This window comes from Yoonia sp. (assembly GCF_030731595.1).
In the GTDB taxonomy this organism is placed as follows: domain Bacteria; phylum Pseudomonadota; class Alphaproteobacteria; order Rhodobacterales; family Rhodobacteraceae; genus Yoonia.
This window is the reverse complement of the sequence record NZ_JANQTS010000011.1, coordinates 1-25,521: the sequence shown is the minus strand read 5'-3', so window position 1 is coordinate 25,521 and position 25,521 is coordinate 1. Positions and strand designations below refer to the sequence as shown.

Genomic DNA, 25,521 nt, shown 5'->3' with positions numbered 1-25,521 from the left:
CGGGCGCTGCGTGACCCGCCCGCGATTTTCATCCGGCTTGCGCACCTTCGAGGATGGTCAGACGTCGTGTCAGGAACAAGGCCTCTGCTGGTGTCGGGGCGCGAGCGATCGCTTCACGATACGCCATAGCTGCAGCGTCCACTGCTCCTGTCGCAGCCAAGAGCGCCGCACGCGCCGCATGCCAAGGCTGATAATCCGATAGCTCCGCAGAAAGGTCTTCGACAAGGGCAAGCCCATGCGCGGGGTCGCCCGCTTCGGCAATTGCCACAGCGGCATTGAGGCGAACGACCGGTGTGGGCTCGTGCTGCCAGAGCGCCGCATAAAGGGCAGCGATCTGCGGCCAGTCCGGGGCCGGGTCTGCCATCTGGCAGTCGGCAATCGCGGCCTTGATCTGGAATGGGCCGGGGCGGCGGCGATCCATTGCCCTGGCCAGGGTCGCGCGCCCTTCGGCGATGCGTGCGGTGTCCCAAAGGCTGCGGTCCTGTTCGCCCGGAGGCAGACTGGCCCCGTCCGCTCCGACCCGCGCGGCCCGCCGCGCCGCGGTGAGCAGTATCATGGCCAGCGCCCCTTCGATCTCCGGGTCGTGGGGCTGCAAGCGGTTGATCAGGCGCATGAGGTACTCGGCCTCGAGGCACAGGTCGCGCGGTTCGTCGGGTCCGGCAACATAGCCTGTCGTGAAGATCAGGTAGATTGTGGTCAGCACGGTATCGCGTCGCGCTGGCCATGACTCGGGTTCCGGTATCTCGAAAGGGATGCCTGACGCTGCAATCTTTGCCTTGGCGCGGCTGATGCGCTGGCCCATCGTCGGCGCGGCATCCAGAAAGGCGCGGGCGATTTCCGGCGTCGTCAGGCCGCAAACAGTCCGCAGTGTCAGCGCCACCCGTGACTTTGGCTCCAGCGTAGGATGGCAACAGGCGAAGATGAGGCGCAGACGGTGGTCGGGGATGTTCTGCGGCTCTGGCGCGGCCTCTTGTTCCAGCAGGAGGGCCAGCGCTCTTGCGTTTCTGTCAGCCCGCGCCGCCCCGCGCAACCGGTCGATGGCTTTGCGTCGCGCAACTTGCAAAAGCCATCCTGCAGGTGCGTTTGGAAGTCCGGTGCGGCCCCAGTGCGTCAAGGCTGAAACCGCTGCCTCTTGCAGCACATCCTCTGCCAACTCCAGATCGCGCAGCCCCGCAGCAAGCACCGCGATAAGCCGCCCCCGGTCAGCCGACATCACGCGTTCAAGTTCCCGCGATATCGCAATAGCACTGGCCGGACCGGAGGCGCTGGTCATCAGCTCACCCCGCGGGGTTGTAGTCCATCAAAGGGCGCACTTCGATCGTGCCGAAATGCGCCGAAGGGATCAGGGCAGCATAGGTGAGCGCCCTGTCCAGGTCTGGGACGTCGATCACATAATATCCACCCAGATGTTCGCGCGTTTCCGCAAAGGGGCCGTCCATGGTTTCCACCTTGCCCGCCTTGATGCGCAGCGACGTCGCGGTTTCCACCCCTTGCAGTCCTTCGCCCGAACGCAGAACACCGTCTGCTTTCATCCGTTCGTTGGCGGCGAAAAAACCGCTCATCATCTCGTTGAATGCGGGCGTTCCATAGGCCGGTTCCAGCGCGGGGTCGTTGTAGATCAAAAGCATATATTGCATGATTTTTTTCCTTTGGTTTGGGGCACTAAAGGCTCAGGATTTGGGTGGCGATGCAGACCATCGCGACGACGGCTGCCAGAATGTTCGTGCCGTTGCCGACATAGCGTAGCGGGTGGCCGACATTCCCCTCGACAAGGCCGAAGGGGTGCGCGATCCGACCCACCAAAAGCAATGCGCCCGAGATGTGCAGCCACATGGCAGGCGTGCCCATACCTTCGGCCAGCATCATCAGGATCAGCACGAAAGCCGTCCATTCGGTGCAGTTTCCGTGCTGTCGGATGCGCTTGAGCAAAAGCAGATTGCCGCCATCGCCGAACGACACGCCCGTAGACGATCGCACCGAAGAGACGCGGAACCATAAAGCCAGATAGATCGCCGCCACTGGCAGCGCGTAGAGGGGAGTAATTTCAAAGACCATGTGCTTTCCTTTGGATTTGAGGTTTCGATACCCCAAGGACGATCCCATTTTGCAGAATTCGACATCGCGGCCAAATTTTTTTTAATGCATGTGATGGTAAAGATTGGGTCAGAGGTCAGCGTCTCTGCAAGGAGGCAGACGAAAGCCGCGGAACGTGTCCATCACGCTGATTTTCCGCTCTCGCCGTAGATGATCCGTCACTGCGCACCGTCGGTCCGGCTCCGTTCGCAGCGGGTCAAGTCCTTTCGACGCCGGTCCATCGCGCCCTGCGCATCACGCCTTTATGGGCGCGCCAAGGATCGCGTGGCTGATGGTCATCAGATAGTCCCAATCGTTGATCTCTGCGCTGGCGACCTTGGTTTTCATGTCGATGGTGAGAAAAGAATGGCCGTGGACGAAAGACCAAAGCAGATAGGCGCGGCGCTGGACCTCTGGGTTGCTGGGCGACAGCGCAAGGCGATCAGCAACCGCTTGCACAACAACCCCAAAGCAGTTTTCGCCTTTGGCCAGAAGGTCAGGGGCGTTCTCGTGCCCTTCTGTCAGGCTGAACACCAGCCGAAAGACCCCCGGTTCTGCTCTTGCGAAATTCACATAGGCCAGACCCACGGCAGAAACAGCCTCGAACGAGCCTCTGGGATGGGCTGCAGCACCCGCTTCCATCGCGGCGCGCAACCGATCCATGGCTTCGCTGACCACCCCGCGCAGGATTTCGTGACGATCCTTGAAATGCTTGTAAGGGGCCGCGGAACTGACTCCGGCGCGGCGTGCGGCCTCTGCGACCGAAAAACCGTCGGGGCCATGTAGCTCGACCAGATCTTGCACGGCTGCGATCAATTGCGCACGCAAATCGCCGTGGTGATAGCTTGCCTTGGGCGTCACTCCGGGTGCGGTATGGGTGGCGGGCGGTTCATTGGACATGATATTTCTGTCTTCCCGAAAAGTAAGTGATATTCACTTTCTCGCTTGTTAAAGTTAGCAGCCCTCACATAACTCTGCAAGAGCGCGGAATGAATGCCCTGTTCGAAATCCACTTGCCTAAGTGAGTGATTCTAACATATGTAAGTGTAACTTACTTTAGCGGAGCAACCTGCCATGACCGACCACGCGACATCCGGCTTTCGAAGAGCGCTGCGCCGTATGCTGACCCTGACGGTCACACTTGTGGTTTGTGGCGGGGCGACTGCGGCTGTTTTTGCCGGGTTTTCCCTCGTCACATCCGAGCAGATGCCGGCCCCTGCCGCAGTTGCACCGCGGACGGCCGTCAGTGTGATGACGGTTGAACCGGCCCAAGGCTATACCGTCACCCGCCGGTTGACCGGTCAGGTCGAGGCCGCGGCGCGGACCGATCTTGGCTTCGAGTTGGGCGGGCGCGTGACAGAGGTCTTGGTCGAGGAAGGCGATCTGGTCGCAGAAGGTGCGGTACTGGCCCGCATCGACACCAGCGCCTTGATCCCCGAACGCGCCGCGCTGGAGGCAGAATTGGCCGCATTGGCCGCTGATGCCGAACTTGCGCGGCTCACACTGGCGCGCAATGACGCGCTGACAGAGCGGGGCTTTCGTTCCGTCGCCGCACAAGATGATGCGCGCCTTGCCCTTACCCGCGCCGCGGCAGGCATGGCGGCGACAACAGCGCGCATCGCCGGTGTCGATGTGCGGCTGGAAAAATCTGTCCTGACCGCGCCCTTCGCGGCCCGTATCGGTGCGCGGATGGCTGATCCCGGGCAGACAGCGGCGGCGGGTCAGACTGTTCTGGTCCTGTTCGATGCTGCACCGGCCCGCGCGCGTATCGGATTGCCGCCCGAACTTGCGGAAGGACTGTCTGTCGGTGACGCCGTCAAAGTCGAAAGCAATGGTGCCGTGCTGGATGCTGTCATTCGCCAGATCCGGCCCGATCTTGACCCCGACACCCGCAGCCGGTCGGTCGTGGTGACGCTGCCCGCCGGTACACCTCATGTGTTGGGCGACACGGTTGCGCTGATGCTGACGCAGACGATTGCCGATCCGGGGTTTTGGGCACCGCTTTCGGCTTTGCGCGAGGGCGTGCGCGGGTCTTGGTCGGTCATGGCGGTCGAGACGACGGCGCAAGGGGATCGCACCCAGCCTGCGGCGGTTGAGGTGATCCACAGTGACGGCGCACGCGTCTTCCTGCGCGGCGCGCTCCCTCCTGGCGCGCGCATTGTGGCGCAAGCCCCTGATCGTGTTGCCCCCGGCCAGCTTATTCTGGCCCAAATCGCCACCCACCCGCAGGAGTAAGCGTTATGGACACGGTTTTCTTTCGCCAACCGCGCCTTGTGATGCTGGCACTTCTTGTGGTCCTGTCTGCCGGACTCTCTGCACTGGTGTCCATTGGACGGCAGGAAGACCCGACCATCACCAATATCTTTGCAACGATCACCACCGTCTTTCCCGGCGCTGACCCCGCACGGGTCGAGGCGCTGGTAACCGCCAAGATCGAGACCGAACTGCGCACGATCCCCGAAATCGCCGAGGTGTCCTCCACCTCTGCCACAGGTATTTCGGTGATTTCGGTCGAACTGATCGAGACAGTCCCCCCCGAGACGATCGAGCAGCTTTGGGCGCAGGTCCGCGATGCAGTGGCCGACGCGCAGCGCGACTTCCCTGCAGGCGTTCTGGAACCGGATTTCGACAGCGACGGCGCGGGCGGCTATGCCGCCATCTTTGCGCTGACCATGCCCGAAGGCTTCAGCATGACCCGCGCCGCCCGCGAGGCCGAGGCGCTGGCCGACCGGTTGCGCCGTGTTTCGGGGACGAGCCTTGTCGACCTGCATGGCCTGCCCGACGAAGAGGTTCTTGTCACACTCCACCCCGACCGCACGGCCGCTCTTGGCCTGACTGCCGATCAGGTCTCGGCTGCGATCCGTGCCGCCGATGCCAAAGTGCAGGCCGGTCGCTTGCGCAGCGACGAAACCGATCTGGTGCTTGGCATCACTGGCGAGATCACGTCGCTCGACCGCCTGCGCGCCGTGGTGCTGCGCGAGGATGCGGCAGGCCGCGTCACGCTGCTGGGCGATGTCGCGCAGATCACCCGCGGCCCGCGTTTGCCGGTGGCAGAGGCTGCTTTGTATCAAGGCCAACCTGCGATCCTGATTTCTGCCAAGCTGAGCGAAGGCTTGCAGGTCGACCGCTGGATGACCGACATCCGCGCTTCTGTTACAGCGCAAGTAGATGATTTGCCGTGGGGTTTTTCCGTCGAGACGGTTTTCGACCAGAGCCGCTATACGACAGAACGCCTGACCGAGGTTGGTCTGAACATGGCCGTGGGGGTCGCGTTGGTCGTGGCTGTGCTCTTCGTGACCCTTGGCGGGCGATCAGCCCTGATCGTGGCGATGGTATTGCCGGTCGTCACGCTGGCCTCGGTCGCCACGCTGAACGCGCTGGCCGTGCCGATCCACCAGATGAGCGTGACCGGACTGATCGTGGCGCTTGGGCTGCTGGTGGATGCGGCCATTGTGATGACCGACGAGGTGGGCAAGCGGCTGCGCGCGGGCCTGTCGCGGCTGGAGGCTGTTGCTGGGTCCGTGCGGCGGCTGACCATGCCACTGGCGGCCTCGACCATGACGACGATCCTGTCGTTCCTGCCGCTTTTGCTGCTGCCCGGTCCGGCCGGGGATTTTGTCGGCTCCATCGCGATTTCCGTGATCGTGATGCTGGCATGGTCCTTTGTGGTGGCCGTGACCATTACCCCCGCCATTGCCGGACGCTGGCTGGGGCAGGGGGATGGGCATCCTGTACGCGAAGGCGCGCTGATGCGTGGGTTTCGGGCTGTCCTGACCCTGTCAATAGCGAACCCGCTGCGCACCGTCGCACTTTCGCTGGTTCTGCCGGTCATCGGCTTTTTGTCCTTGCCGACGCTCACACCGCAGTTCTTTCCCGGCGTGGATCGCGACCAGTTCCATATCGAGGTGGACCTGCCCCCCGGCACGGGCATCACCGAGACACTGCGCCTCGTGCGCGAGATCGACGCCACATTGGCAGCCAAGGACGAAATCCTTGACGTGGCATGGGTCGTAGGACGGTCCGCGCCCGCTTTCTACTACAACATGGTCGGTGACCGCGATCAGGCCCCGGCCTTTGCGCAGGCGCTGATCCGCACCGCATCACCCGCCGCCACAGAGCGGCTGTTGGCAGCGCTTCAGGCAGATCTGCCGCCCGCCTATCTGCAGGCGCGCTTTGTCATTCGGGGCCTGACCCAAGGTCCTCCGGTGAATGCGCCGGTCGAGTTGCGCCTTGTCGGGCAGGATATCGACGCGCTGCGACGCGCGGGCGACGATCTTCGCGCGCAGCTGGCCGCGGTGTCGAGCGTAGCGATGGTGCGCACCGGGATCGCAGGGGGCTCGCCCAAGCTGACGTTGGAGGTGGACGAGGCCCGCGCACGGCTTCTGGGGCTCGATCTGGGTCAGATCGCGCGGCAGATGGAAGCGGGGCTTGAGGGCGTGACCGGCGGGTCGCTGCTGGAAGGCACCGAGGAACTGCCCGTGCGTGTGCGCCTTGGCGCAGGCTTGCGCGGTGATCCGGTGGCCATCGGCGATATGCCGATCCTGCCGCCGGGGGCCGCACAGGTCGCGGGCGCGGGCCAGTTTCCCGCTGTGCCCCTGTCCACCCTGGGTACGCTGCGGCTTGAACCTTCCGAAAGCACGATCACCCGCCGCAACGGCGAGCGCGTGAACACCGTGCAGGCCTATCTGATGCCCGGCGTCCTGCCTGCCGTGGCACTGGCCGAGGCGATGGCGCTGCTGGAGGCCGAAGGTTACACCCCGCCGCAAGGCATCCGGCTGGAAACCGGCGGCGACAGCGATGCGCGCAACAGCACCGTGCAGGCACTGATTGCCCCGCTAGGCCTGATCATCACCCTGTCGATCGCGGTGGTTGTGATGACCTTCAACTCCTTCCGCCTCACGCTGATCGCCTTCACCGTCGCGGGGCTGTCGGCGGGGCTTTCGATGCTGGCCCTTGCGCTCTTTGATTATCCTTTCGGGATCAATGCGATCATCGGCGTGATCGGGTCAATCGGGGTGTCGATCAACGCGGCCCTGATCGTGCTGTCAGGCTTGCAAGAGGACCCGGGCGCAAGTGCCGGAGACCGCGCGGCGATCGTTGATGTCGTGGCAGGGTCTGCCCGCCACATCACCTCGACCACCATTACGACCTTTGGGGGCTTTTTGCCGCTGATCCTTGGCGGGGGCGGATTCTGGCCGCCTTTCGCGATGTCGGTTGCAGGCGGGGTGGCGTTGTCGGTGACGCTGGCTTTTGCGTTCACGCCGCAAATGTTCGCGCTGACCCTCTCGCGCCGCAAAGCAAGCGCAGCGCCCGAGGGCGCAGCACAGACCACCCCTGCACTGACACCGTTTCGCCTTACGGGCGCATGACACCGACGCCACAGGAAAGGGCGACCCATGACGAAGACGCAAAACAAAGACACTGCCCTCAAGCGCCGCTTTGGCCCCACCGCTGTCATTACCGGAGCCAGCGACGGCATCGGCCGCGCCTTTGCGGTCCAACTGGCCGAACAAGGCTTTGATCTGATCCTTGTCGCCCGGCGTGACAGCGTGTTGCAGGAAATGGCGCAGGACTTGACCGCCCGTTTCGGCGTGGACGTGCGCGTGCTGGCGATGGACCTATCCAATGTCGCAGCGGTCTCCGAGTTGCTGCAACTGACCGAAAGCGACCCGGTCGGGCTTGTCGTGGCTGCGGCGGGCTTTGGGTCCATCGGGCGGTTTCTGGATCAGGAGGTGGCCTCCGAGATCAACATGGTCGACCTGAATTGCCGGTCGGTGGTGGAACTGTCCTACGGTTTCGCACACCGCATGGCAGCCGAGGGGCGTGGCGGGATCGTTCTGTTCGGATCGCTGGTGGGCTTTAACGGTGCGCCGCTCTCGGCGACCTATGCCGCCACCAAAGGCTTTGTGCAAAGTTTCGCAGAAGGGATAGCGCCAGAGATGCGCCCCCAGGGCGTGCATGTGCTGTCGGTCGCCCCGGGCCCTGTTGGCACCGGTTTTGCGGCACGCGCGGGCATGCAGATGGGGCAGGCGGCAAGCCCCGACACGATCGCGCGCGGCGCATTGGCGGCTTTGGGGCGCCGGACAACTGTCAGACCGGGCTTCCTTGCCAAATTCCTCGGGTATTCCCTTGCGATACTGCCCCGATGGGTGCGCGTGCGGGTAATGGGGCTGATTATGAAGGGCATGAACAGCACGGGCCCTGCGCGAAATGCAGCACAAGCTCCTGCGACCAGAGGCTGAAGAGATCACCAGCCTGAACTTCTGGGAGTTCTTGGCTGTCGGTTTCGGACCATGCTTTGCTGTGTGATTGATCCGGTCGCCGGTGCATACCGACTTTTGCCGAGATCGCGGCTAATGCCGTGGATTCGGACAAAATGTGCAGATCTGCGTGCGTCGCGCGCCCGAGCGGGACCACCCAATTCGGCTGCGGCGCAAGCACCTCGATCAACTCAGCGCGGTGGCAGCTTTCAGTTAGACAGCCATCGGACTGGGCATGGATGGAAACCTCCCAGAGGCGCTGATGATGTTCCGCAGTGCTGGAGTGGCGTTTGCGCCATAGCGCGGGCATTCCGTTTCCCCGATTGACGTGCCTGATCGTCTGGCGCGATCACGTAAAACCATGAAGGGTCATCATGGGCGACTAGGTGCTGGACGCGCAAACCTGGACCCGTGATCGGGACATGCATGTGTTTAGGCGAAGGCGATGCTGTCCCCCAGCGGGAGGGTCCTTATCCTTTGGCCCGTCAAGGCAAAGACCGCATTTGCAAGGGCCGGGGCCGCGCCGGGCGTGCCTGGTTCGCCGATGCCGCGAATATGCGGCGCGTTTTCCAAAATACGCGTCGTGACCGGTGGTGCTTGGTACATCCGCAGGGGCGGGTAGTCGTGGTAGTTGGACTGGGCGACCATGCCCTCAGACAGAGTAATCTTTTCACCGATAGCCGCACTGAGGCCAAAATTCACGCCCGAGATCAGTTGCGCATCCAGATTGCGCGGATCAAGGGCCACGCCCACATCGGCCGCGACCCAGACATGGGCCACTTTGATCCCTTGCGGCGTATCTTCGACCTCGATGATCTGCGCTGTGGGTGCGCCGAAGACCAGCGCAAAGGCCACGCCACGCGCGCGTCCCTGCGCTGGGGCTGTGCCCCAATCGGCCATGTCGGCGACGGCATCCAGAACCTTGCGACTGGCATCGTCGGTGATCAGGTCACGCCGCATGTCGATCGGATCACGCGCTGCAGCAACGGCCAACTCGTCCATCATGCACTCATGAAAGAAAGTGTTCTGTGACGCGCCGACCGACCGCCAGAAGCCGACGGGCAAAAGCGGATCGGCCTTATAGGCGGTCACCCGATAATTCTCGATCCCGTAGGGCTGGTCCCAAAGTGCCTGGCCGATGGTGAAATCCGGCAGAAAGCCCGGGGTCGGCGCAGGCGAGCCGCCACGCTCGCTTATCCCTGTGAGGATCGAGGGGCTTGCGGTAGAAACATCGACAGCGACAGGCACACCGTCCTTGACCGCTGCCCGAAACCGCCCGATCGCGGCGGGCCTGTAGGGACCGCGCGATGTGTCATCTTCGCGGCTGTAGCTCAGAAGGACTGGCGTGCCTTCCATTTGCACCGCGACCTTGGCGACGTTCTGGACAAAATCCATCTCGCCCCGTCGCCCGAACCCGCCACCAAGCAAGGTCGTGGTCAAGGTTACGGCCTCTTGTGCGATGCCTGCGGCCAGTGCCGCCTCGCGCCGCGCCACGGTCGGGCCTTGGCAGCCTGTCCAGATGCGCAGACTGCCATCCTGAAACAGGGCGGCCGCACTCATCGGTTCCATCGTGGCATGGGCCAAGTAAGGGACGCGATATTCCGCTGCGATGACATCTGCCCCGCTCAATGCTTCTTCAACGTCGCCATCATTGCGTTGGCGGCTGTCTTGGTGGTCGGGCGTAAAGGCCGCAGCGATCACTTCAAAATGGCCTTCGGTATCAAGGGGGTAGGCCGGTGGTTCCCAATCATAGATGACCGCATCCAGCGCTTGCATAGCCGCCCATGTCGTTTCAGCTATGGCCACCACAGCAGTTCCGATATCCAGAACCGCATCGACGCCCTGCATCGCAAGCGCTTCGCTCGGATCAAAGCTGCGGATCGCGCCGCGCAGGTAGGGGCTGCGCCGGATCACGCCAAAGCGCATGCCCGGCAAACGAATATCGCTTGCGTAGATTGCCGTGCCGGTAGACTTGGCAACCACATCGACGCGATCCTGCGACTGGCCGAGAATACGCCACGCGCTCTTGGGCCGGAGCCTTGGGGTATCCGCAAGTTCGACCTCGGCCGCATCGGCTGCAAGGTCGGTGTAGGGCAGGCGCGTCCCGTCGGGCAGCACCACGGCGCCGGACTGCGTTTCAAGCCGGGCAATGGCGAGGCCCGTGCGTTTGGCCGCCACGGCCTTCAACGTCTCGCGGGCGACGGCCCCTGCCTGCCGCATCTTCTCGTAGGCGTCATGGGTAGAGGTCGATCCGCCGGTGATCTGATAGGCGAGAAACACCGCGGGAATATCGCGTTGCGCGCGGGCGAATTCGGCCAGCGCGCTTTGATCGGTTGCGGGGAAGGGATAGCCTTCTTCCACCACGCCGCCATTGAAGTAGGCAGAGGAGGGCGGGCCGTGGTCGACCGTGATATCGGCAAGATCAACGTCCAGTTCTTCGGCCACAAGGGCGGCCAGCGTCGTATGGATGCCCTGTCCCATCTCGGCGCGTGGTGTGATGATGGTGATGCCATCGGCTGTGATCTTGACGTAAGGCGTCAGAGCCGCCTCGCCCGGACTAATGGCGGCGGTCAACGGGTTTTCCAGATTGGCCCGATAGGTGCGCACCCCGAAAACAACGCCGCCCGCGACTGCGACCGAAGCAATCAGAAAGCCGCGCCGCGTGTATTTTCCAAGCCTGCTCATCGTCACGCCTCGCGCATCATGATTGCGGCGTCATGGATCGCCGCGCGGATGCGCGGGTAGGTGGCGCAGCGGCACACATTGCCGCTCATCGCCTGATCGATCTCTTCGTCGGTAGGTTCGGGATTGGTGTTCAAAAGATCCACGGCCTGCATGATCTGGCCCGACTGGCAATAGCCGCATTGCGCGACCTGATGGGCGATCCAGGCCTGTTGCACGACATGCAGGGCATCAGGCGTGCCAAGACCTTCGATGGTGGTCACCTCGCCCCAGGTATCGGCAAGGGCCACCTGGCAGGATCGGACCGCCTCGCCATCGATGTGGACAGTGCAGGCGCCGCATTGCGCGATCCCGCAGCCATATTTGACGCCCGTGATACCTAACCCGTCTCGCAAGGCCCAAAGCAGCGGCGTGTCATCGGGCAGGTCGAGGGTATATGCGGTTCCGTTAACGGTAATGTCCATGGTCTGCTCACGTTGCGATGCCCCTCATATATGTCTCGAGAGCAAAGAAACAAATTGCCGCAGCGTCAAGATGTTGGCCGATCGTCCTGTTATCCGCTGATGCCCGGATCAACCCTTCTCGCCATCCTCGTTGCCCATGGCATAGTCAACGCGGGTCCTGACTTTTCTTGTTGTCTCGTCATGCGGATCAAAACCCTGGTTGACGATTTCCTCGACGCGGCAGTCTTCGCACATGGCAAGGACCTTCAGACGCGCGGCGCCGCTTTCGCCCTGGAACATCCAATGGTCAGTCAAACGCGACTGGACCCGCTCAATGCCCGAGCGCGTGGCGAAGGCTTTGCCGCATCTTGTGCAGCAGAAGGGCGGTTCTTCATGCAGGATCTGGCGCGGGGATTCCCAAGCTTGAAAATCAATCTGTGGTGTCAAAGTGATCGCCGTTTCGGGGCATGTCGCAGCACAAAGCCCGCATTGCACGCAGGCACTTTGGGTAAAGCGCAGCATCGGTGTTTCGGGATTGTCGAGCAATGCGCCCGTCGGGCAGACCCCTGTACAGGCTTGGCACAAAGTACAGGCATCGGCGTCCACTGTCACACGTCCGAATGGAGCGCCTTGAGGCAAGTCCACGGTCTGGGCCGGCTGCGGCGCCGCACGGTTCATTTCGGCAAATGCCATCACCAGAAGCCCGCGCTTGTCTGCCGGTGGTAAAAAGCTGGACGGCGTCTGTGATAATGGCGCCCGCGGCAACGCGCGCAGGGCTACTTCCAACACATCAGGATCATCGGTTTCGATCAGTGTGACGGGCCCGTGATCCATAGCGGCACTGACCGTTGCCACGAGGTCGATGCCCGCACGCAGGCCACTGACATCATGCAATGGTTGGGCGCGACCCAAAAGTGCGACAGCCCCCGCGCCATAGGCGAACGCGGCGGCCAGCACTTCGGGGCCTGCTTGGGTGATCTCGTTCAGGCTCAGGGGGATGACATGCGCAGGCAGGCCACGGCCGTAGCGGCCCGATGTGTTGATCAGGGGTTCGCCATGATCGGCGTCATGAAACAAGATCACGGGGGCCTCTGTGCCGCCAGCCGCATGCCACGCCTTCAGCGCGGCACGCAAACGGGCGGCCACTGTCGCGACATCAGGAAGCGCATAGGCTGCGGCCCCCGTCGGGCAGGCCGCAGCACATTGCCCGCAACCGGCACAGATACTCGGATCAATCTGGACGCTATCGCCATGCGGTGTGATCGCACCGGTCGGGCAAAGCGACAGGCAGCGTGTGCACCCCGTGATACCGTTGCGCGAATGCGCGCAAAGATCGGCCAAGAAATCAATATAGACAGGTTTGTCAAAGGCCCCGACCATCTGTCCTGCGCTGGCGATGATGTCGGCGACCGCTTTCGGGCTTTTGGGATCAGCCCGGAAATAGCCCGGTCGCAGGTCATGCGCGGCAAACAGCGGCTGCCCGCCGGTCAGATCAACAATGATATCCGCACGCGAGACAGCGCCGTCGCGCGGTGTCTCGAACCGCAGCACATCCCGCGACGACGGGGAAGGTGCCGCGTAGTCGTCGACCGTCAGCGTAAACTTCCCCAGATGGCCTGAGGCGGACCGAATGCGGCCTTGTAGCACCGGAAAGCGGGTTTGCGCAGGCGGGCTGACCTGTGAGCCGGGCTGCAGCAGGACGGTGATGTCCAAAGTTTCCGACAAGGCTGCGGCGGCGTCTATCGCGATCTCGTCGCGGCCAAGGATCAAGGTCACGCCATTGCTTTCCAGCGTGGTAATACCAAACGGCGCCGGAGCAACCGAGGCCGCAGCGACAAGCGCCGCCATTTTCGGGCCGCTCGTTTTCGCCTCGGATGTCCAGCCTGCGGTTTCGCGGATGTTTACAAAGGACAAAGGCACGTCGGGCGCTTCATCGGCAGCGACTTCAGAAAAGAGCGGGGCTTCTTGCGTACAAGCCACGGTAACGGGCAGCCCCTTGGCAAGGGCCGCGCGGAAATGATCAAGGTTCGCGCGACAAAGCTGGTTTACCGAACCGCCCGTCGCGCAACCCGCTTTTGCAAGCGCACCTTCGTCAGGTGACATGGTCTTTTCACAGGTGCAGGTCAGGATTGTGCGGTCTGGGTTGGCTATGACCATTGGTCTTTTGATCCGATCGAACTGTCTTTGCGTGGTTCTAACCGCTCTTGTAGTAAGCGACGAGTGAGATACATTCCGATGAAATTCGCCATCTTGCAAGGACAAGCCGCAATGCTTGATGACCATCCCGCGCCCCGCGCTCTTTTGCTGCCCCCGCCCTATACCGCCCATTGGCTGGCGCAGGGCAGCGCTTTGCGTCACGCGTGCAGCTTGGCCGACGAACATGGGTCGGGGACGCTGGTTTGGCACTACAGCTCCCCTCAAGGTGCGCCGGGGCGTTTTGACTTTGCAGTCGTGCTCGAACCTGACGTGCCGCTGTCCCAAGCACGCAAGGCCTTTATCCTGGGAATGCTTGCCTTGGGCGATGCAATTGCCGCCCATTGTCCGCCAGAACGTGCGGTCGGATTTGGCTGGCCGGGTGAGTTGCGCCTTGATGCAGGACGCCTTGGGGGAATGCGCTTGCGCACCGCGCCTGATGTCGCAGAAGACGACGTGCCGGATTGGATGGTCCTGGGCGTCGAATTGATCGCTGACCGCGACCATTTGTCCGCACCAGGCAGCAAGCCTGAGTCCGTGTCGTTGTCCGAAGAGGACTTTGCCGACCCACCGGCGATACTCGAGAGTTTTGCCTCGTATCTGATGCTTTACTTTGACCGTCTGACCCATGGCGGTTTTGAGGCGCTTGCAGCAAACTACAGTGGTCGGTTGGTCGGTGAAGGCAGCTTGACCGCTGACGGTGATCTGCAAACTGCCAACGGTCTGGTGACGCTGAAAGAGGCGGTCGCGACGTCTTTCTGGCGCAATGAAACAGGGCCGGAACTATGATCCGGTTGCCGCGCACGATCCAGCTTGATCGCTCGGATAACGTGATCTTTGCTCCTGCCGCCGCACCGGGCGAGTGGGCGGTGCCGGGGACCTTCATGTTTGCGGGCCGTGATCCTGACAGCCTGAGCCGCAAAGAACAGATTGCCTTCCGGTCCGGATTTTTGGGCGCTGAGAGCTTTGGTTGGTCAACGCTTGTGACCGTGACTTTTGCAGGTCCGCAGGATCGCGATGCGCTCGTTGAAACGCTGGCCCGTCAGTTCATGGAAAAACTGGGCGCGCCAGATATGTCGACCGCCATTCCTGCGGCAGAAGAGGAAGTGTCAATGGCCCAAGACCTGTGCCGTGGCCATAGCGAAGGCACACTGATCGCGCTGCACCGCACAAACAGTGACGCAGGTATTCGAGAACAGTTCCGCACCCTCAAGCCACGCGACACAACCGCCTTTTCAGCAAGCTATCTGGGCGGCCATGACAAGGCTTTTCATATGGTCGAAACCAATGAAGACGATGCGTTTGACCTTGCGGATTTTGCCCAGGGAAAGGGAATTTCATGAGGGAATTCTGGGTTGCTTCGGGGCACCATCTCACGCGGCTGAATGCTGCGGGCCGGATGGAAGTGACGGATGAATTGATCCTTGCTTGGCTCGCCCGTCCTGAAATCTTGCCTCCACCCGAGGCTTGCGCCGCAGAACGTGCCTTGCATGCCCGCTTGATGGCAAAACCGCGCGCTGCCGTGTCGGTCATGGAGCGCGCGAATATGGAGGATGCCGACGCGCGCGAAAATTGGGAATTTTTGCTGACACTGCGCGACACGCTCATGGCTGCGGGATCAATCGAAGACGGTTATCTCGAACTTGTACGCAAGCGCGTGCGCCTGCCGCATCTCTTCTACGATCAACTGGTTCAACTCATTTTGCGCAATGCGCTAGACGGGTGTGAAGACGTGCATACCCTGCGCGCCGCTGAAATGTTCTTTCGCCCGCAACGCGCCTATCTCCATGATGGCGGGCTGATGTTGGCGGATGATGAATTGGTGGGCGAACTCGAGGGTGAAATGCACAGCAATCCCTTGTTTGCGATGATGAACGGTGGGGTCGAGGCGCTGGATGTGTTGAATGACGCCAATGCCTGGACCTATTGGAGCCGCTCTGACGCCCACACGATGGTTCTGCCTTTTGGCGCGGACCCCAAGGCGCGTGCCGGATTTGCCGATGCCATCATGCGGTTTGTCACGCATCTGTTGGGCAAGGCGGTCACGGTGGTTCCGATGACAGCCGCGGACGATGTGGATTTGCAATGGTTTGTGGGGCTGGATCAGGCTGGCACGAGGGTTGGGAATGCGCTGTGGAACGGGGAAACGCCGGAGTCCACATTGGTTGGATTGTTCGCGCTGACCTTCGATGCGTCTGATGGCGTCTTGCCGCAAATTGGCGGGCGCCCGGTTTTCCTGTTGATCGGGCTGGACAGCAGCAATGTCATCCGGTTCAAACCGCAAAACCTTGTGATCGGTCTTCCTTTGGTTGCTGATGCTGATGGGTTTCCCGCCGTGATGGGGACTGCCTGATGCCGCGTGATGTCGTCCGTGTCGCTGTTTTGGGTGTGTCTCATCCGCCCGCAAATAAATGGGCCAAACGCATGGTGCGTCCGGCGGCGCTTATGGCGGATGTCCCAAATCTGGAAGTCGGCGCGCTGATGGCAGAGCAGGGTGATGTGCGTACCTACTACATGGGCGATCACGCGGTCGTTTTGCATTCAGGCGAGACCGCCCACTATATTGATAACCTCCGCGCAGCAAAGCCATCGCTTTGGGTGTCCTGCGACAATGGCGAAGTCCGGCTTGTGACCGCTGACCCCTACGAAGGCGAAGCAATGGCCAGCGACCCCGAGCGGCTGGTCGAGGCCCTTGCCATGCCGCATGCCGTGGCAACCAAGATCAACGCCTTTATCGAAACGCACCATGTCTACGAAGAATTCCACAAACGCAAGCGCGTCCCTGCAACTTCGCCGCATGACCCGCGTGCGCCGCGCGTCCTGTCTGACAATGAAAAATGGGTACAAACACGCGGTAAGGCTGGCCTGCCGCCAAAGGGTGTATCATGACCGATCCAGAGAGGAGCCGCCTGAACCGTTGGTCGCAGCGAAAACTTGACGCAAAGCGGCAAGACGAGGCGGCCAAGGAAGCACCGGTTGTCACCGCGCGGGATGAACCTGAAATCATCGCCGATGACCCCGCGCTGATCGCCGCGCTCCCGTCGCTTGACGAGATCACGGCAGATTTTGATATGACGCCGTTCCTCGCAAAAGGTATTCCGGCCCATCTGAAGAACGCGGCCTTGCGCAAGTTGTGGCAAGCCAGCCCGTCGGTGCGGGATTATCTGGATCCGGCGGTGGACTATGCGTGGGACTGGAATGCGCCGGGCGGAGTGCCCGGTGGCGGTGGTGTATTGTCAGAGCAAAGCATTGCAAAAATGGTGAAGGGCATCATTGGCAAAGGCTCCGAGGACAGCGAAGAGGTCGTGGCAGAAGATGCCGCACCCGAACAACCGGCGCCGGTCGAGGTGGCGCATCAACCCGACGAAGACCGCGTTGCCGTTCGCCGCGACACGCCGCCGGCCCCCGCACAAAAGGATGCAGCAAAGACGGCTTCTGCGACACAGAAAGCAGACCTGTTGCCGCAACGTCGCCATGGCGGGGCCGTGCCGGAATAGCTGCGGCATTACAGCGCAGCTTGCGCGTCGCAAACGATTGCCTTGTTTCAGAAACTGTGTGAATGTTGCGCAGGTCTCTCCTAAAATGCCTTGGATTCCATCAGCGGGGAAAGTCATTGTCCACAGCCAGCACTGCTCAAGCGGAGCCAGCTAAACCAGAGCACGAGATGCTTCGCGCCCAGCAATGGTCGCTGATAGCAGCGCTTTTGGTTGCGCCACCGGATCGTGACATGCTCGACCTTTTGTCCAGTTTGACGGGTGATGATACGGCGCTGGGCCAAGCCTACCGCATTCTGGCCGAAACCGCCGGTTCCGCAGATGTCGACGATATCGCCCGTGAATACTTTGAACTGTTTGTGGGCGTGGGGCGCGGCGAACTGCTGCCCTATGCCTCATTCTATCTGACCGGGTTCCTGAACGAACGGCCTTTGGCAGACCTTCGACGCGATCTTGCGATGATGGGTGTCGAACGGGCTGCCGGTCGGTTCGAGCCTGAAGACCATATCGCAAGCATTGCCGAAGTGATGGCAGGGCTGGCCGCAGGGAACTTTGATGCCAGTGTTCTGGGGTGTGGCGCCGCCGGCGAAGCCGGGTTCTTCGCCCGGCATCTAGAGCCTTGGGCCGCGCAGTTCTTTGATGATCTGGCCGTCGCCCCAAGCGCACGGTTCTACCGCAGTGTGGCAGAGGTGGGCCGCATTTTTACCGATATTGAAATTCGCGCATTTGCACTTGAAGCGAAAGCGCATCGCACTTCGGGGCCAAGCGCCCAGAGGCTTTAGACCAGTCACCCGCAGACGCAAAGTCCGGGTGTTACGAACGACAAAAGGGGAGGATGAAATGGCCGATACGAACAAAAAAGATAAGGGCATTGGACGGCGCGGGTTCTTCGGCGCAGTCGCCGCCGCCGCGACGACAAGTGTGGTCGCGGGTGGCGCCCGTCCAGCATTCGCTGAAGAAGTCGGTGATGAGCGCACCAAGGCCCGGTACCAAGAGACCGCGCATGTGCAGGCCTTCTATCGCACAAACCGCTATTACACGGGGGAGTAAACCATGCTGGTGAAACGCAGATCAAAAGATGCAACCCGGAGCGGTCTTGCCGCTTTCGCGCAAAATGTAACCGCCAAGCCGATTGATCGCCGCAGCTTTCTCAGAACATCCGGCCTTGCCGTCGGTGGTCTTGCCGCATTTGGTGCTGTCGGTGCCACGACTGTACGGCGCGCCGAAGCTGGCATGGTGGATTTCAGTCAACCGGTAGAGGTCAAGACGAACATTTGCACCCATTGTTCAGTGGGCTGCACTGTCAAGGCCGAAGTCCAGAACGGTGTTTGGGTTGGTCAGGAACCGGCCTGGGACAGCCCCATCAACCGTGGCACCCATTGTGCCAAAGGCGCGTCTGTGCGCGAATTGGTGCATGGCGACCGTCGCCTCAAGTACCCGATGAAGAAAGAGAACGGCGAATGGGTTCGCATCTCTTGGGATCAGGCGATTGATGAAATCGGCGACAAGATGCTTGATATTCGCGAAAAGAACGGGGCCGATAGTGCCTATCTTCTCGGGTCGGCCAAGTTTTCCAACGAAGGCGCATATCTGTTCCGGAAATTCGCGGCGTTCTGGGGTACCAACAACGTCGATCACCAAGCCCGTATTTGTCACTCGACCACAGTTGCCGGTGTTGCAAACACTTGGGGCTATGGCGCGATGACCAACAGCTACAATGACATCCGCAATTCCAAGACCATCATTTTCATGGGCTCCAATGCGGCTGAAGCGCACCCTGTTTCCTTGCAACATATCCTCGCGGGCAAAGAAACGAACCGCGCCAATGTCATCGTGATTGATCCGCGTTTCACACGCACGGCGGCTCATGCCACCGATTACATCCGCATGCGGCCCGGTACAGATATCGCGATTATCTGGGGTATCATGTGGCATATCTTCGAGAACAACTGGCAGGATCAAGAGTATATCGACCAGCGTGTCTGGGGGATGGACCAGATCCGCGAAGCCGTCAAAGCCTATCCGCCAGAAGTCGTCGAGCGTATCAGCGGCATCTCTGGCCCAGAGTTGCGCCGCGTGGCTGAAACCTTTGCGACACAAGGTCCTGCGACTTTCATCTGGTGTATGGGTGGCACGCAGCACACTGTCGGTACGGCAAACGTGCGCACCTACTGCAACCTGTTGTTGGCAACAGGCAACGTAGGGTCGAACGGCTCGGGGGCGAATATCTTCCGTGGCCACTGCAACGTGCAGGGTGCAACAGACTTTGGCCTCGATATCGGTTCGCTGCCTTGCTATTACGGCTTGGCCGAAGGCGGATGGCGGCACTGGTCCCGCGTCTGGGACGTGTCTTACGACTATTTGCAGTCCCGCTTTGATGAAGTCCCAGCAAAAGGTGGCAGGGACGCCCGCGACCGCAAGGCGAACATGGAAATGGCGGGCATTCCTTCGACCCGTTGGTTCGATGCCGCAACGCTTGATGCCGAAGATGTGGATCAGCGCGACAATATCAAGGCGATGATCGTCTTTGGTCATGGTGGTAACACTGTGCCACGGATGGGCGACTCGCTTAAAGGTATGAACGCGCTGGATCTTTTGGTCGTTGCTGACCCGCATCCGACAACCTTTGCAGCTTTGCATGACCGTCCTGACAACACTTACCTGCTGCCGATTTCGACCCAGTTCGAATGTGCCGGCAGCCGCACTGCCTCGAACCGTTCGGTGCAATGGGGTGAAAAGGTCGTTGATCCGATCTTTGAAAGCGACAATGACTATGCGGTTATCTACCGTCTGTCGCAAAAGCTTGGTTTTGCGGACGAGATGTTCAAGCCATATGAAATGGTGCAGGGCAAATTCTCGATGGAACCGACACCTGAATCGATCCTGCGCGAGATCAACCGTGGCGGCTGGTCAACCGGCTATACCGGTCAAAGCCCAGAGCGGATCAAGGCGCATATGGCCAATCAGGACAAGTTCGACCTTGTCACTTTGCGTGCGCCTGCGGATGCAGAAGACGTCGGCGGGGATTACTACGGTCTGCCTTGGCCATGCTGGGGCACGCCAGAGTTCAAGCATCCGGGGACACATATCCTGTATAACCCGAACTTGCCTGTCAAAGACGGCGGCGGTGCTTTCCGTCCACGCTTTGGTGTGGATCGCGAAGGTGAAACACTGCTTGCCGAAGGCAGCTTCCCGGTTGGATCCGAAATCACCGATGGCTATCCACAGTTCACCTACGGTATCTTGCAAACCCTTGGGTGGGACGCCGATCTGACGGCGGACGAGTTGGCAACGATCCAACGTATCGGGAACAACGACCCCGAAGCGATGGCGAATGTCAGCTGGTCACTTGACCTGTCAGGCGGCATCCAGCGGGTTGCGATTGAACATGGCTGTGTGCCCTTCGGCAACGGTAAGGCCCGCGCGGTCGCGTGGAACCTGCCCGATCCGATCCCGGTTCACCGCGAGCCGATCTATTCACCGCGTCCCGATCTGGTGGCGGAATATCCGACGCGCGAAGATGGGCGTCAGTTCCGCGTGCCAAACATCGGCTATTCGATCCAAGCCTCAGCGGTGGAACGCAACCTGTCGGTCAGCTTCCCCATCGTGCTGACCTCTGGTCGTCTGGTCGAATATGAAGGTGGCGGCGAAGAAACCCGCTCGAACCCCTGGCTTGCAGAATTGCAGCAGGACATGTTCGTCGAGATCAACCCCGCCGATGCCTCTGCTCGGGGGATCACCGATGGCGGTTGGGTCTGGGTCAACGGCCCCGAGAACGACAGCAAGGCGCGCGTCAAGGCCCTCGTGACCGAGCGTGTGGCACCGGGCGTCGCATTTATGCCGTTCCACTTTGCCGGTTGGTTCCAGGGAGAAGACCAGCGCGGCAACTATCCGGCGGGCACCGACCCGATCGTTCTGGGTGAAAGCGTCAACACAGTCACATCTTACGGATATGATCCGGTGACAGGCATGCATGAAGGTAAAGTCACACTTTGCCAGATTTCAGCGGCATAAGGGAGGACAGATACTATGGCACGAATGAAATTCCTTTGCGACGCGGATCGCTGCATTGAATGCAACGCATGCGTGACGGCCTGTAAGAACGAACACGAAGTTCCGTGGGGCATCAACCGCCGCCGGGTCGTGACGATCAATGATGGCTTGCCGGGCGAACGCTCTGTTTCGATGGCCTGTATGCACTGCACCGATGCGCCTTGCGCGGCGGTCTGTCCGGTGGATTGCTTCTACACGACAGATGATGCGGTTGTCCTGCACTCCAAGGATACCTGCATCGGCTGCGGTTACTGCTTTTATGCCTGCCCGTTTGGCGCACCGCAGTACCCCAAGGTCGGCAACTTCGGCACACGTGGCAAAATGGACAAATGCACATACTGTGCCGGTGGACCAGAGGCCGATATGACCGAAGCGGAATACGTCAAATACGGGTCCAACCGTTTGGCCGAGGGCAAACTGCCGCTTTGTGCCGAAATGTGTTCCACCAAATCGCTGCTTGCGGGTGATGGAGACATCATCGCAGAGATTTACAAGGAACGCGTTGTGACGCGGGGCTATGGCTCTGGCGCATGGGGCTGGCGTACGGCTTACGGCGATACGGTAACGGTTTAAGCAGGAGACAGGATTATGAATATGAAAACTCTTGTGCAGCGCTTTGTTGCCGTCCTTGGTATTCTTGCGGTGCTGGGCATCGTCGGGATCAGTGTTACACCTGCGGCGCAAGCACAGCAGATCAACCCAACTGCACAATCGGTGACAGAAGAATCGCTGTTTGAAGCATTGCAGGACGATCAGATGGTCGAAGGACGCGTGTCTATTCCTGACGGCCTTTCGAGTGGACTGATCAAGCCGGGCAACCCTTCATGGGCGAGCACGCATACTGGACTGGTGCGGAACCTTTCCATCGCTGCTGTGGTGGGTGCAATCGTCGTTCTGACGCTCTTCTACATGATCCGCGGCAAGATTATGGTCGATGGAAAAATGTCGGGCATCCGGATCCTGCGCTTTACAGCGATTGAGCGGTTCGCACATTGGCTGATGGCGGGCTCTTTTATCATCTTGGCGCTCACCGGTCTCAACCTTGTTGTGGGGCGGACGATGATTTTGCCTTGGCTCGGTGAAGGCGCGTTTTCGACCATCACGATCTGGGGCAAGATTGCGCATAACTATGTCGGTTGGGCGTTCATGCTGGGCCTGACACTTTCGTTCCTCGTCTGGGTCGCGCACAACATTCCCAACAAGGTCGATGCCGAATGGGTCGCACAGGGCGGCGGGCTTTTGAAAAAAGGCGTTCATCCGCCTGCGAGAAAGTTCAATGCTGGCCAGAAGGTTATCTTTTGGCTGACCACACTGGGCGGGGCCGCGCTTTCCTTCACCGGGTTCATGTTGCTGTTTCCGATCGTGGCAGGCACCCAGGCAGATTGGCAGTTCTACCAATTGATCCACGGGATCGTCGCGGCTGGTTTGTCCTTCGTGATCATCGCGCACATCTATATCGGTTCGATCGGGATGGAAGGTGCATTTGATGCAATGGGAACAGGCGAAGTCGACCTGAATTGGGCCAAAGAGCATCACTCGCTCTGGGTTGAAGAAGTGCAGGGCAAGGCCAAGTCGGGAGATTCCTCTGCGCGAGGAACGCAGCCTGCCGAATAAATGAAAGGGATGTCCGGCGCTGGTAATCAGTGCCGGACGTACCATTTTGCTTCTTTGCTTGCCCGACGGCAAAGACTGACATGACAGAAAGACCCGTCACGAATGTCCGATGATACGATCCTGCTGGCAGCCCGAAAGGCGTTGTCTGGGCTGACTATGCCCGATGGGACGCCGTTTCTGGGCGCATCGCAGGTCTCTGGTCCGACTGTTTCAAATGGCCGTATCAATGTGTCGATCTTGACGACAGCGGATGCCGCCGCAGCACTGGGTGATATCAGAGCCAAGGCCGAAGTTGCTTTGCGCAATGTGCCCGGCGCCGTGACGGCCTTTGTCACCCTGACAAATGACAAGACTATTGCGCCCGTTCTGAAGCCTGCCGCAACCGCAAAGCCGGAGATTTTGGCGGGCGTCAGTCATGTCGTGGCCGTCGCCTCTGGCAAGGGTGGGGTCGGGAAATCGACGACCGCTGTGAACCTTGCCTTGGGCCTGCGCGCCAATGGCCTGAAGGTTGGCATTCTGGACGCCGACATTCACGGCCCATCGCTTCCGACATTGCTGGCCCTGCATGGGCAGCCGCGCATGGGTCAGGACCGTCGCCTGCTGCCCATGCAATCCAATGGAATTTTGGCCATGTCGATGGGTCTGATGGTCGATGCGGAAACCGCGATGGTTTGGCGCGGGCCGATGGTGATGTCGGCCATTACCCAAATGCTGTCTGACGTGGACTGGGGCACATTGGATGTGCTGATCGTGGATATGCCGCCCGGCACCGGAGACGCGCAGCTGGCAATCGCTCAAGGGACCACATTGGCGGGAGCGGTCATTGTCTCAACCCCTCAGGATTTGGCCTTGATAGATGCCCGACGTGGTATTGCGATGTTCAAGAAGGTCGATGTGCCTATCCTTGGTCTGGTCGAGAATATGGCGCATTTTACCTGCACCGACTGCGGTAAACAGCACGCGCTTTTCGGAACGGGCGGGGCCGAGGCAGAGGCGAAGCGCCTTGGCGTCCCGTTTCTGGGTGCGGTGCCGCTGACGATGGATTTACGCGCGGCGTCCGACAGTGGCCAACCCATCGTTGCCCGCGATCCCGAAGGCCAGCTTGGCCGCCTTTACATCGACATGGCACGTGCGCTCTGGGCGAACTTGACAGCGTCATATCCGAACACTCAAACTCATAAGAAACTTTAAGGAGCCTGACTGATGAAATCCTTCCTTCTTGCCTGTGTTGTCATTGTTGGAATCGCATTTGTTGCAGCCAATGTGCTGAACGGCACCTACCAGACAGATAGCACCGTTGCCTTCACGACCGAAGGCGTGCGGCTCTCACCCGGAGAGCAGAACCTGATCACGAACTAAGCTGCCGTGGGACAGCGGGCGGCCATATGGCGTGCGGCACTGTTTTGCACCGCCACGTTGGTATCTGTGCCTGCTGCAGCACAAGACTTGCGCGGTCATGGTGGGCCGGTGCGCGCATTGGCGACCAACGCCGAGGGGCGTATCTTTTCGGGGTCATTTGATACGCGCGCAATCGTTTGGGATGGCACGGTTGCCACGCAGATTACCCGCCACCACGAAGGCGCTGTGACAGCGGTGCTCCCGCTTGCTGACGGGCGTTTCGCCTCTGGCGGACAGGATGGCCGCGTTGTGATCTGGGGCGATGGTCCCGAACCGCTTCAATCAGAGGTCTGGCATCCTTTGCCCGTTGGGGCGATGGCCCCTTGGGCTGATGGTCTGGCATCAGCCGCATGGGACGGGCAGATAGCACTTTGGTCCGGTTCGGGGGCGCCACGCTATATTACGGCACATGATGGACAGATCACCGGACTGGTTGCGTTTCGGGGTGGTCTGGCCAGTGTTGGTGCGGACCTGAAGCTGCGGTTCTGGCAGGCCGACGGTACGGCGGGCGGCGAGATTGGCCTGCCTGCTCCGGCCTCGGCGCTGGCCACAGATGGTGACGCGCTTTTTCTGGCCTCGCCAGATGGTGCGTTGCGCAAAGTCACTGCGACATCAGGGATTGAAGAGGCGGCACTCTCAAGCCGGGCGTTGCTGTCCGTCGCCGCTACTGAAGGGCATGTCGCCGTAGGAGCCATGACGGGTGAAGTGTGGCTGGTCGATCCTGTGACCCTCGCGGTGCAGGTTGGTATCGAAACCGGTCAAGGCCCGATCTGGGCCGTGGCGATTTCGGACGGGGTGCTGTTCACGGGGGGCAATGACGGGCTTATTCGACGTTGGTCACTGGACGGGATACCTTTGGGCGAGGGGAGCGGGCCAATTGACCCGACCCTGACCAATCCGCGCGGCGCACAGATCTTTCGGGCCTGCGCCGTGTGTCATACGCTCACGCCCGATGATGGCGCGCGGGCAGGGCCGACGTTGCATCAGATATTTGGTCGCCGCATCGCCACTGCCGAGGGGTTTCAGTATTCGGAAGCGCTCAAAGACCTTGATATTGTCTGGACAGAACAAACGATATCGGAGCTGTTCGAATTTGGCCCGGACGCCTATACCCCGGGGAGCCGCATGCCTGAACAACGGGTGCCAAGTGCTGCTGACCGCCAGGCACTAATCGATTTTCTGAAAACGGTTGCCCGCTAAGGCGCAATCCCCTTGATACCGGAGAGACCCCATGAGCGATGATTTCAATATGTCGATGCGCAAGTTCCTCAAGCAGGTCGGCGTGACCTCGCAGCAGGCCATCGAAGAGGC

General features: G+C 60.9%; 24 protein-coding genes. 17 read left to right on the top strand and 7 right to left on the bottom strand.

Annotated features, from left to right (window positions below):
- Positions 1-28: 28 nt before the first annotated feature.
- From NWQ23_RS01170 to NWQ23_RS01155, 4 genes are all read right to left on the bottom strand, one after another.
- A complete protein-coding gene (locus NWQ23_RS01170) occupies positions 29-1,273 on the bottom strand; it encodes an RNA polymerase sigma factor (RefSeq protein ID WP_306164399.1) in 1,245 nt (414 codons plus the stop codon).
- Positions 1,274-1,277: 4 nt separating this feature from the next.
- Positions 1,278-1,637, bottom strand: a complete 360-nt coding sequence (locus tag NWQ23_RS01165) for a YciI family protein (RefSeq protein ID WP_306164398.1) — start codon at positions 1,635-1,637, stop codon at positions 1,278-1,280.
- 25 nt (positions 1,638-1,662) lie between these two features.
- Complete coding sequence (locus NWQ23_RS01160; protein ID WP_306164397.1) at positions 1,663-2,055, bottom strand: MAPEG family protein; 393 nt, start codon at positions 2,053-2,055, stop codon at positions 1,663-1,665.
- 273 nt (positions 2,056-2,328) lie between these two features.
- Positions 2,329-2,973, bottom strand: coding sequence for a TetR/AcrR family transcriptional regulator (locus NWQ23_RS01155; RefSeq protein WP_306164396.1), 645 nt, complete (start codon positions 2,971-2,973; stop codon positions 2,329-2,331).
- A 174-nt stretch (positions 2,974-3,147) separates the two neighbouring features.
- Between NWQ23_RS01155 and NWQ23_RS01150 the strand changes: the two genes are divergently transcribed.
- Genes NWQ23_RS01150 through NWQ23_RS01140 form a run of 3 tightly spaced genes read left to right on the top strand, consistent with a single transcriptional unit; the run spans position 3,148 to position 8,315 of the window.
- The gene (locus NWQ23_RS01150; RefSeq protein WP_306164395.1) at positions 3,148-4,308 is read left to right on the top strand and encodes an efflux RND transporter periplasmic adaptor subunit; all 1,161 of its coding nucleotides are present in this window, start codon (positions 3,148-3,150) and stop codon (positions 4,306-4,308) included.
- Between the two features lie 5 nt (positions 4,309-4,313).
- On the top strand, positions 4,314-7,442 hold the full coding sequence (locus NWQ23_RS01145) for an efflux RND transporter permease subunit (RefSeq protein ID WP_306164394.1): 3,129 nt from the start codon (positions 4,314-4,316) through the stop codon (positions 7,440-7,442).
- 27 nt (positions 7,443-7,469) lie between these two features.
- Positions 7,470-8,315 carry an SDR family oxidoreductase gene (locus NWQ23_RS01140; protein WP_306164393.1) on the top strand — a complete coding sequence of 282 codons (846 nt, stop codon included), beginning with the start codon at positions 7,470-7,472 and terminating at the stop codon, positions 8,313-8,315.
- A gap of 450 nt (positions 8,316-8,765) precedes the next feature.
- On the opposite strand, the gene NWQ23_RS01135 is transcribed toward NWQ23_RS01140, so the two are convergent.
- From NWQ23_RS01135 to NWQ23_RS01125, 3 genes are all read right to left on the bottom strand, one after another.
- Entirely contained in the window at positions 8,766-11,018 is a 2,253-nt protein-coding gene (locus NWQ23_RS01135; protein WP_306164392.1) for a xanthine dehydrogenase family protein molybdopterin-binding subunit, read from the bottom strand.
- A gap of 2 nt (positions 11,019-11,020) precedes the next feature.
- A complete protein-coding gene (locus NWQ23_RS01130) occupies positions 11,021-11,479 on the bottom strand; it encodes a (2Fe-2S)-binding protein (RefSeq protein ID WP_306164391.1) in 459 nt (152 codons plus the stop codon).
- A gap of 108 nt (positions 11,480-11,587) precedes the next feature.
- Positions 11,588-13,561: a 4Fe-4S dicluster domain-containing protein gene (locus NWQ23_RS01125; RefSeq protein WP_306164390.1), complete on the bottom strand. Its 1,974-nt coding sequence runs from the start codon at positions 13,559-13,561 to the stop codon at positions 11,588-11,590.
- Between the two features lie 132 nt (positions 13,562-13,693).
- Here NWQ23_RS01125 and NWQ23_RS01120 point away from each other — a divergent pair, with 132 nt between their 5' ends.
- From NWQ23_RS01120 to NWQ23_RS01055, 14 genes are all read left to right on the top strand, one after another.
- The gene (locus NWQ23_RS01120) at positions 13,694-14,440 is read left to right on the top strand and encodes a biotin/lipoate--protein ligase family protein (RefSeq protein WP_306164389.1); all 747 of its coding nucleotides are present in this window, start codon (positions 13,694-13,696) and stop codon (positions 14,438-14,440) included.
- Positions 14,437-14,994 (top strand): DUF6505 family protein, encoded by a 558-nt coding sequence (locus tag NWQ23_RS01115; protein ID WP_306164388.1) that lies wholly within the window; start codon positions 14,437-14,439, stop codon positions 14,992-14,994. Before NWQ23_RS01120 ends, NWQ23_RS01115 begins: the two co-directional genes overlap by 4 nt.
- On the top strand, positions 14,991-16,004 hold the full coding sequence (locus NWQ23_RS01110; protein ID WP_306164387.1) for a DUF6352 family protein: 1,014 nt from the start codon (positions 14,991-14,993) through the stop codon (positions 16,002-16,004). Before NWQ23_RS01115 ends, NWQ23_RS01110 begins: the two co-directional genes overlap by 4 nt.
- Complete coding sequence (locus NWQ23_RS01105; RefSeq protein ID WP_306164386.1) at positions 16,004-16,540, top strand: DUF3305 domain-containing protein; 537 nt, start codon at positions 16,004-16,006, stop codon at positions 16,538-16,540. The genes NWQ23_RS01110 and NWQ23_RS01105 overlap by 1 nt, the downstream gene beginning before the upstream one ends.
- A complete protein-coding gene (locus NWQ23_RS01100; protein WP_306164385.1) occupies positions 16,537-17,148 on the top strand; it encodes a DUF3306 domain-containing protein in 612 nt (203 codons plus the stop codon). The genes NWQ23_RS01105 and NWQ23_RS01100 overlap by 4 nt, the downstream gene beginning before the upstream one ends.
- A gap of 167 nt (positions 17,149-17,315) precedes the next feature.
- On the top strand, positions 17,316-17,927 hold the full coding sequence (locus NWQ23_RS01095) for a molecular chaperone (RefSeq protein WP_306164384.1): 612 nt from the start codon (positions 17,316-17,318) through the stop codon (positions 17,925-17,927).
- A gap of 58 nt (positions 17,928-17,985) precedes the next feature.
- Positions 17,986-18,195 carry a hypothetical protein gene (locus tag NWQ23_RS01090; protein ID WP_306164383.1) on the top strand — a complete coding sequence of 70 codons (210 nt, stop codon included), beginning with the start codon at positions 17,986-17,988 and terminating at the stop codon, positions 18,193-18,195.
- Positions 18,196-18,198: 3 nt separating this feature from the next.
- Positions 18,199-21,159, top strand: coding sequence for a formate dehydrogenase subunit alpha (locus NWQ23_RS01085; protein ID WP_306164382.1), 2,961 nt, complete (start codon positions 18,199-18,201; stop codon positions 21,157-21,159).
- Positions 21,160-21,174: 15 nt separating this feature from the next.
- The gene (gene fdh3B, locus NWQ23_RS01080) at positions 21,175-21,771 is read left to right on the top strand and encodes a formate dehydrogenase FDH3 subunit beta (RefSeq protein ID WP_306164381.1); all 597 of its coding nucleotides are present in this window, start codon (positions 21,175-21,177) and stop codon (positions 21,769-21,771) included.
- A 15-nt stretch (positions 21,772-21,786) separates the two neighbouring features.
- Positions 21,787-22,812, top strand: a complete 1,026-nt coding sequence (locus NWQ23_RS01075; RefSeq protein ID WP_306164380.1) for a formate dehydrogenase subunit gamma — start codon at positions 21,787-21,789, stop codon at positions 22,810-22,812.
- A gap of 102 nt (positions 22,813-22,914) precedes the next feature.
- Entirely contained in the window at positions 22,915-24,003 is a 1,089-nt protein-coding gene (locus tag NWQ23_RS01070; RefSeq protein WP_306164379.1) for an Mrp/NBP35 family ATP-binding protein, read from the top strand.
- 12 nt (positions 24,004-24,015) lie between these two features.
- Complete coding sequence (locus NWQ23_RS01065; protein WP_306164378.1) at positions 24,016-24,171, top strand: hypothetical protein; 156 nt, start codon at positions 24,016-24,018, stop codon at positions 24,169-24,171.
- A gap of 66 nt (positions 24,172-24,237) precedes the next feature.
- Complete coding sequence (locus NWQ23_RS01060; protein ID WP_306164377.1) at positions 24,238-25,410, top strand: c-type cytochrome; 1,173 nt, start codon at positions 24,238-24,240, stop codon at positions 25,408-25,410.
- A gap of 31 nt (positions 25,411-25,441) precedes the next feature.
- Positions 25,442-25,521 (top strand): DUF6494 family protein (locus NWQ23_RS01055; RefSeq protein WP_306164400.1); only part of this gene is annotated, 80 nt, incomplete at its 3' end.

Bases quoted from the DNA above. Each gene is read 5' to 3' on its own strand.
- NWQ23_RS01170 (WP_306164399.1), bottom strand. From the start codon at position 1,273: ATGACCAGCGCCTCCGGTCCGGCCAGTGCTATTGCGATATCGCGGGAA.
- NWQ23_RS01165 (WP_306164398.1), bottom strand. From the start codon at position 1,637: ATGCAATATATGCTTTTGATCTACAACGACCCCGCGCTGGAACCGGCC.
- NWQ23_RS01160 (WP_306164397.1), bottom strand. From the start codon at position 2,055: ATGGTCTTTGAAATTACTCCCCTCTACGCGCTGCCAGTGGCGGCGATC.
- NWQ23_RS01155 (WP_306164396.1), bottom strand. From the start codon at position 2,973: ATGTCCAATGAACCGCCCGCCACCCATACCGCACCCGGAGTGACGCCC.
- NWQ23_RS01150 (WP_306164395.1), top strand. From the start codon at position 3,148: ATGACCGACCACGCGACATCCGGCTTTCGAAGAGCGCTGCGCCGTATG.
- NWQ23_RS01145 (WP_306164394.1), top strand. From the start codon at position 4,314: ATGGACACGGTTTTCTTTCGCCAACCGCGCCTTGTGATGCTGGCACTT.
- NWQ23_RS01140 (WP_306164393.1), top strand. From the start codon at position 7,470: ATGACGAAGACGCAAAACAAAGACACTGCCCTCAAGCGCCGCTTTGGC.
- NWQ23_RS01135 (WP_306164392.1), bottom strand. From the start codon at position 11,018: ATGAGCAGGCTTGGAAAATACACGCGGCGCGGCTTTCTGATTGCTTCG.
- NWQ23_RS01130 (WP_306164391.1), bottom strand. From the start codon at position 11,479: ATGGACATTACCGTTAACGGAACCGCATATACCCTCGACCTGCCCGAT.
- NWQ23_RS01125 (WP_306164390.1), bottom strand. From the start codon at position 13,561: ATGTCACCTGACGAAGGTGCGCTTGCAAAAGCGGGTTGCGCGACGGGC.
- NWQ23_RS01120 (WP_306164389.1), top strand. From the start codon at position 13,694: ATGAAATTCGCCATCTTGCAAGGACAAGCCGCAATGCTTGATGACCAT.
- NWQ23_RS01115 (WP_306164388.1), top strand. From the start codon at position 14,437: ATGATCCGGTTGCCGCGCACGATCCAGCTTGATCGCTCGGATAACGTG.
- NWQ23_RS01110 (WP_306164387.1), top strand. From the start codon at position 14,991: ATGAGGGAATTCTGGGTTGCTTCGGGGCACCATCTCACGCGGCTGAAT.
- NWQ23_RS01105 (WP_306164386.1), top strand. From the start codon at position 16,004: ATGCCGCGTGATGTCGTCCGTGTCGCTGTTTTGGGTGTGTCTCATCCG.
- NWQ23_RS01100 (WP_306164385.1), top strand. From the start codon at position 16,537: ATGACCGATCCAGAGAGGAGCCGCCTGAACCGTTGGTCGCAGCGAAAA.
- NWQ23_RS01095 (WP_306164384.1), top strand. From the start codon at position 17,316: ATGCTTCGCGCCCAGCAATGGTCGCTGATAGCAGCGCTTTTGGTTGCG.
- NWQ23_RS01090 (WP_306164383.1), top strand. From the start codon at position 17,986: ATGGCCGATACGAACAAAAAAGATAAGGGCATTGGACGGCGCGGGTTC.
- NWQ23_RS01085 (WP_306164382.1), top strand. From the start codon at position 18,199: ATGCTGGTGAAACGCAGATCAAAAGATGCAACCCGGAGCGGTCTTGCC.
- fdh3B (WP_306164381.1), top strand. From the start codon at position 21,175: ATGGCACGAATGAAATTCCTTTGCGACGCGGATCGCTGCATTGAATGC.
- NWQ23_RS01075 (WP_306164380.1), top strand. From the start codon at position 21,787: ATGAATATGAAAACTCTTGTGCAGCGCTTTGTTGCCGTCCTTGGTATT.
- NWQ23_RS01070 (WP_306164379.1), top strand. From the start codon at position 22,915: ATGTCCGATGATACGATCCTGCTGGCAGCCCGAAAGGCGTTGTCTGGG.
- NWQ23_RS01065 (WP_306164378.1), top strand. From the start codon at position 24,016: ATGAAATCCTTCCTTCTTGCCTGTGTTGTCATTGTTGGAATCGCATTT.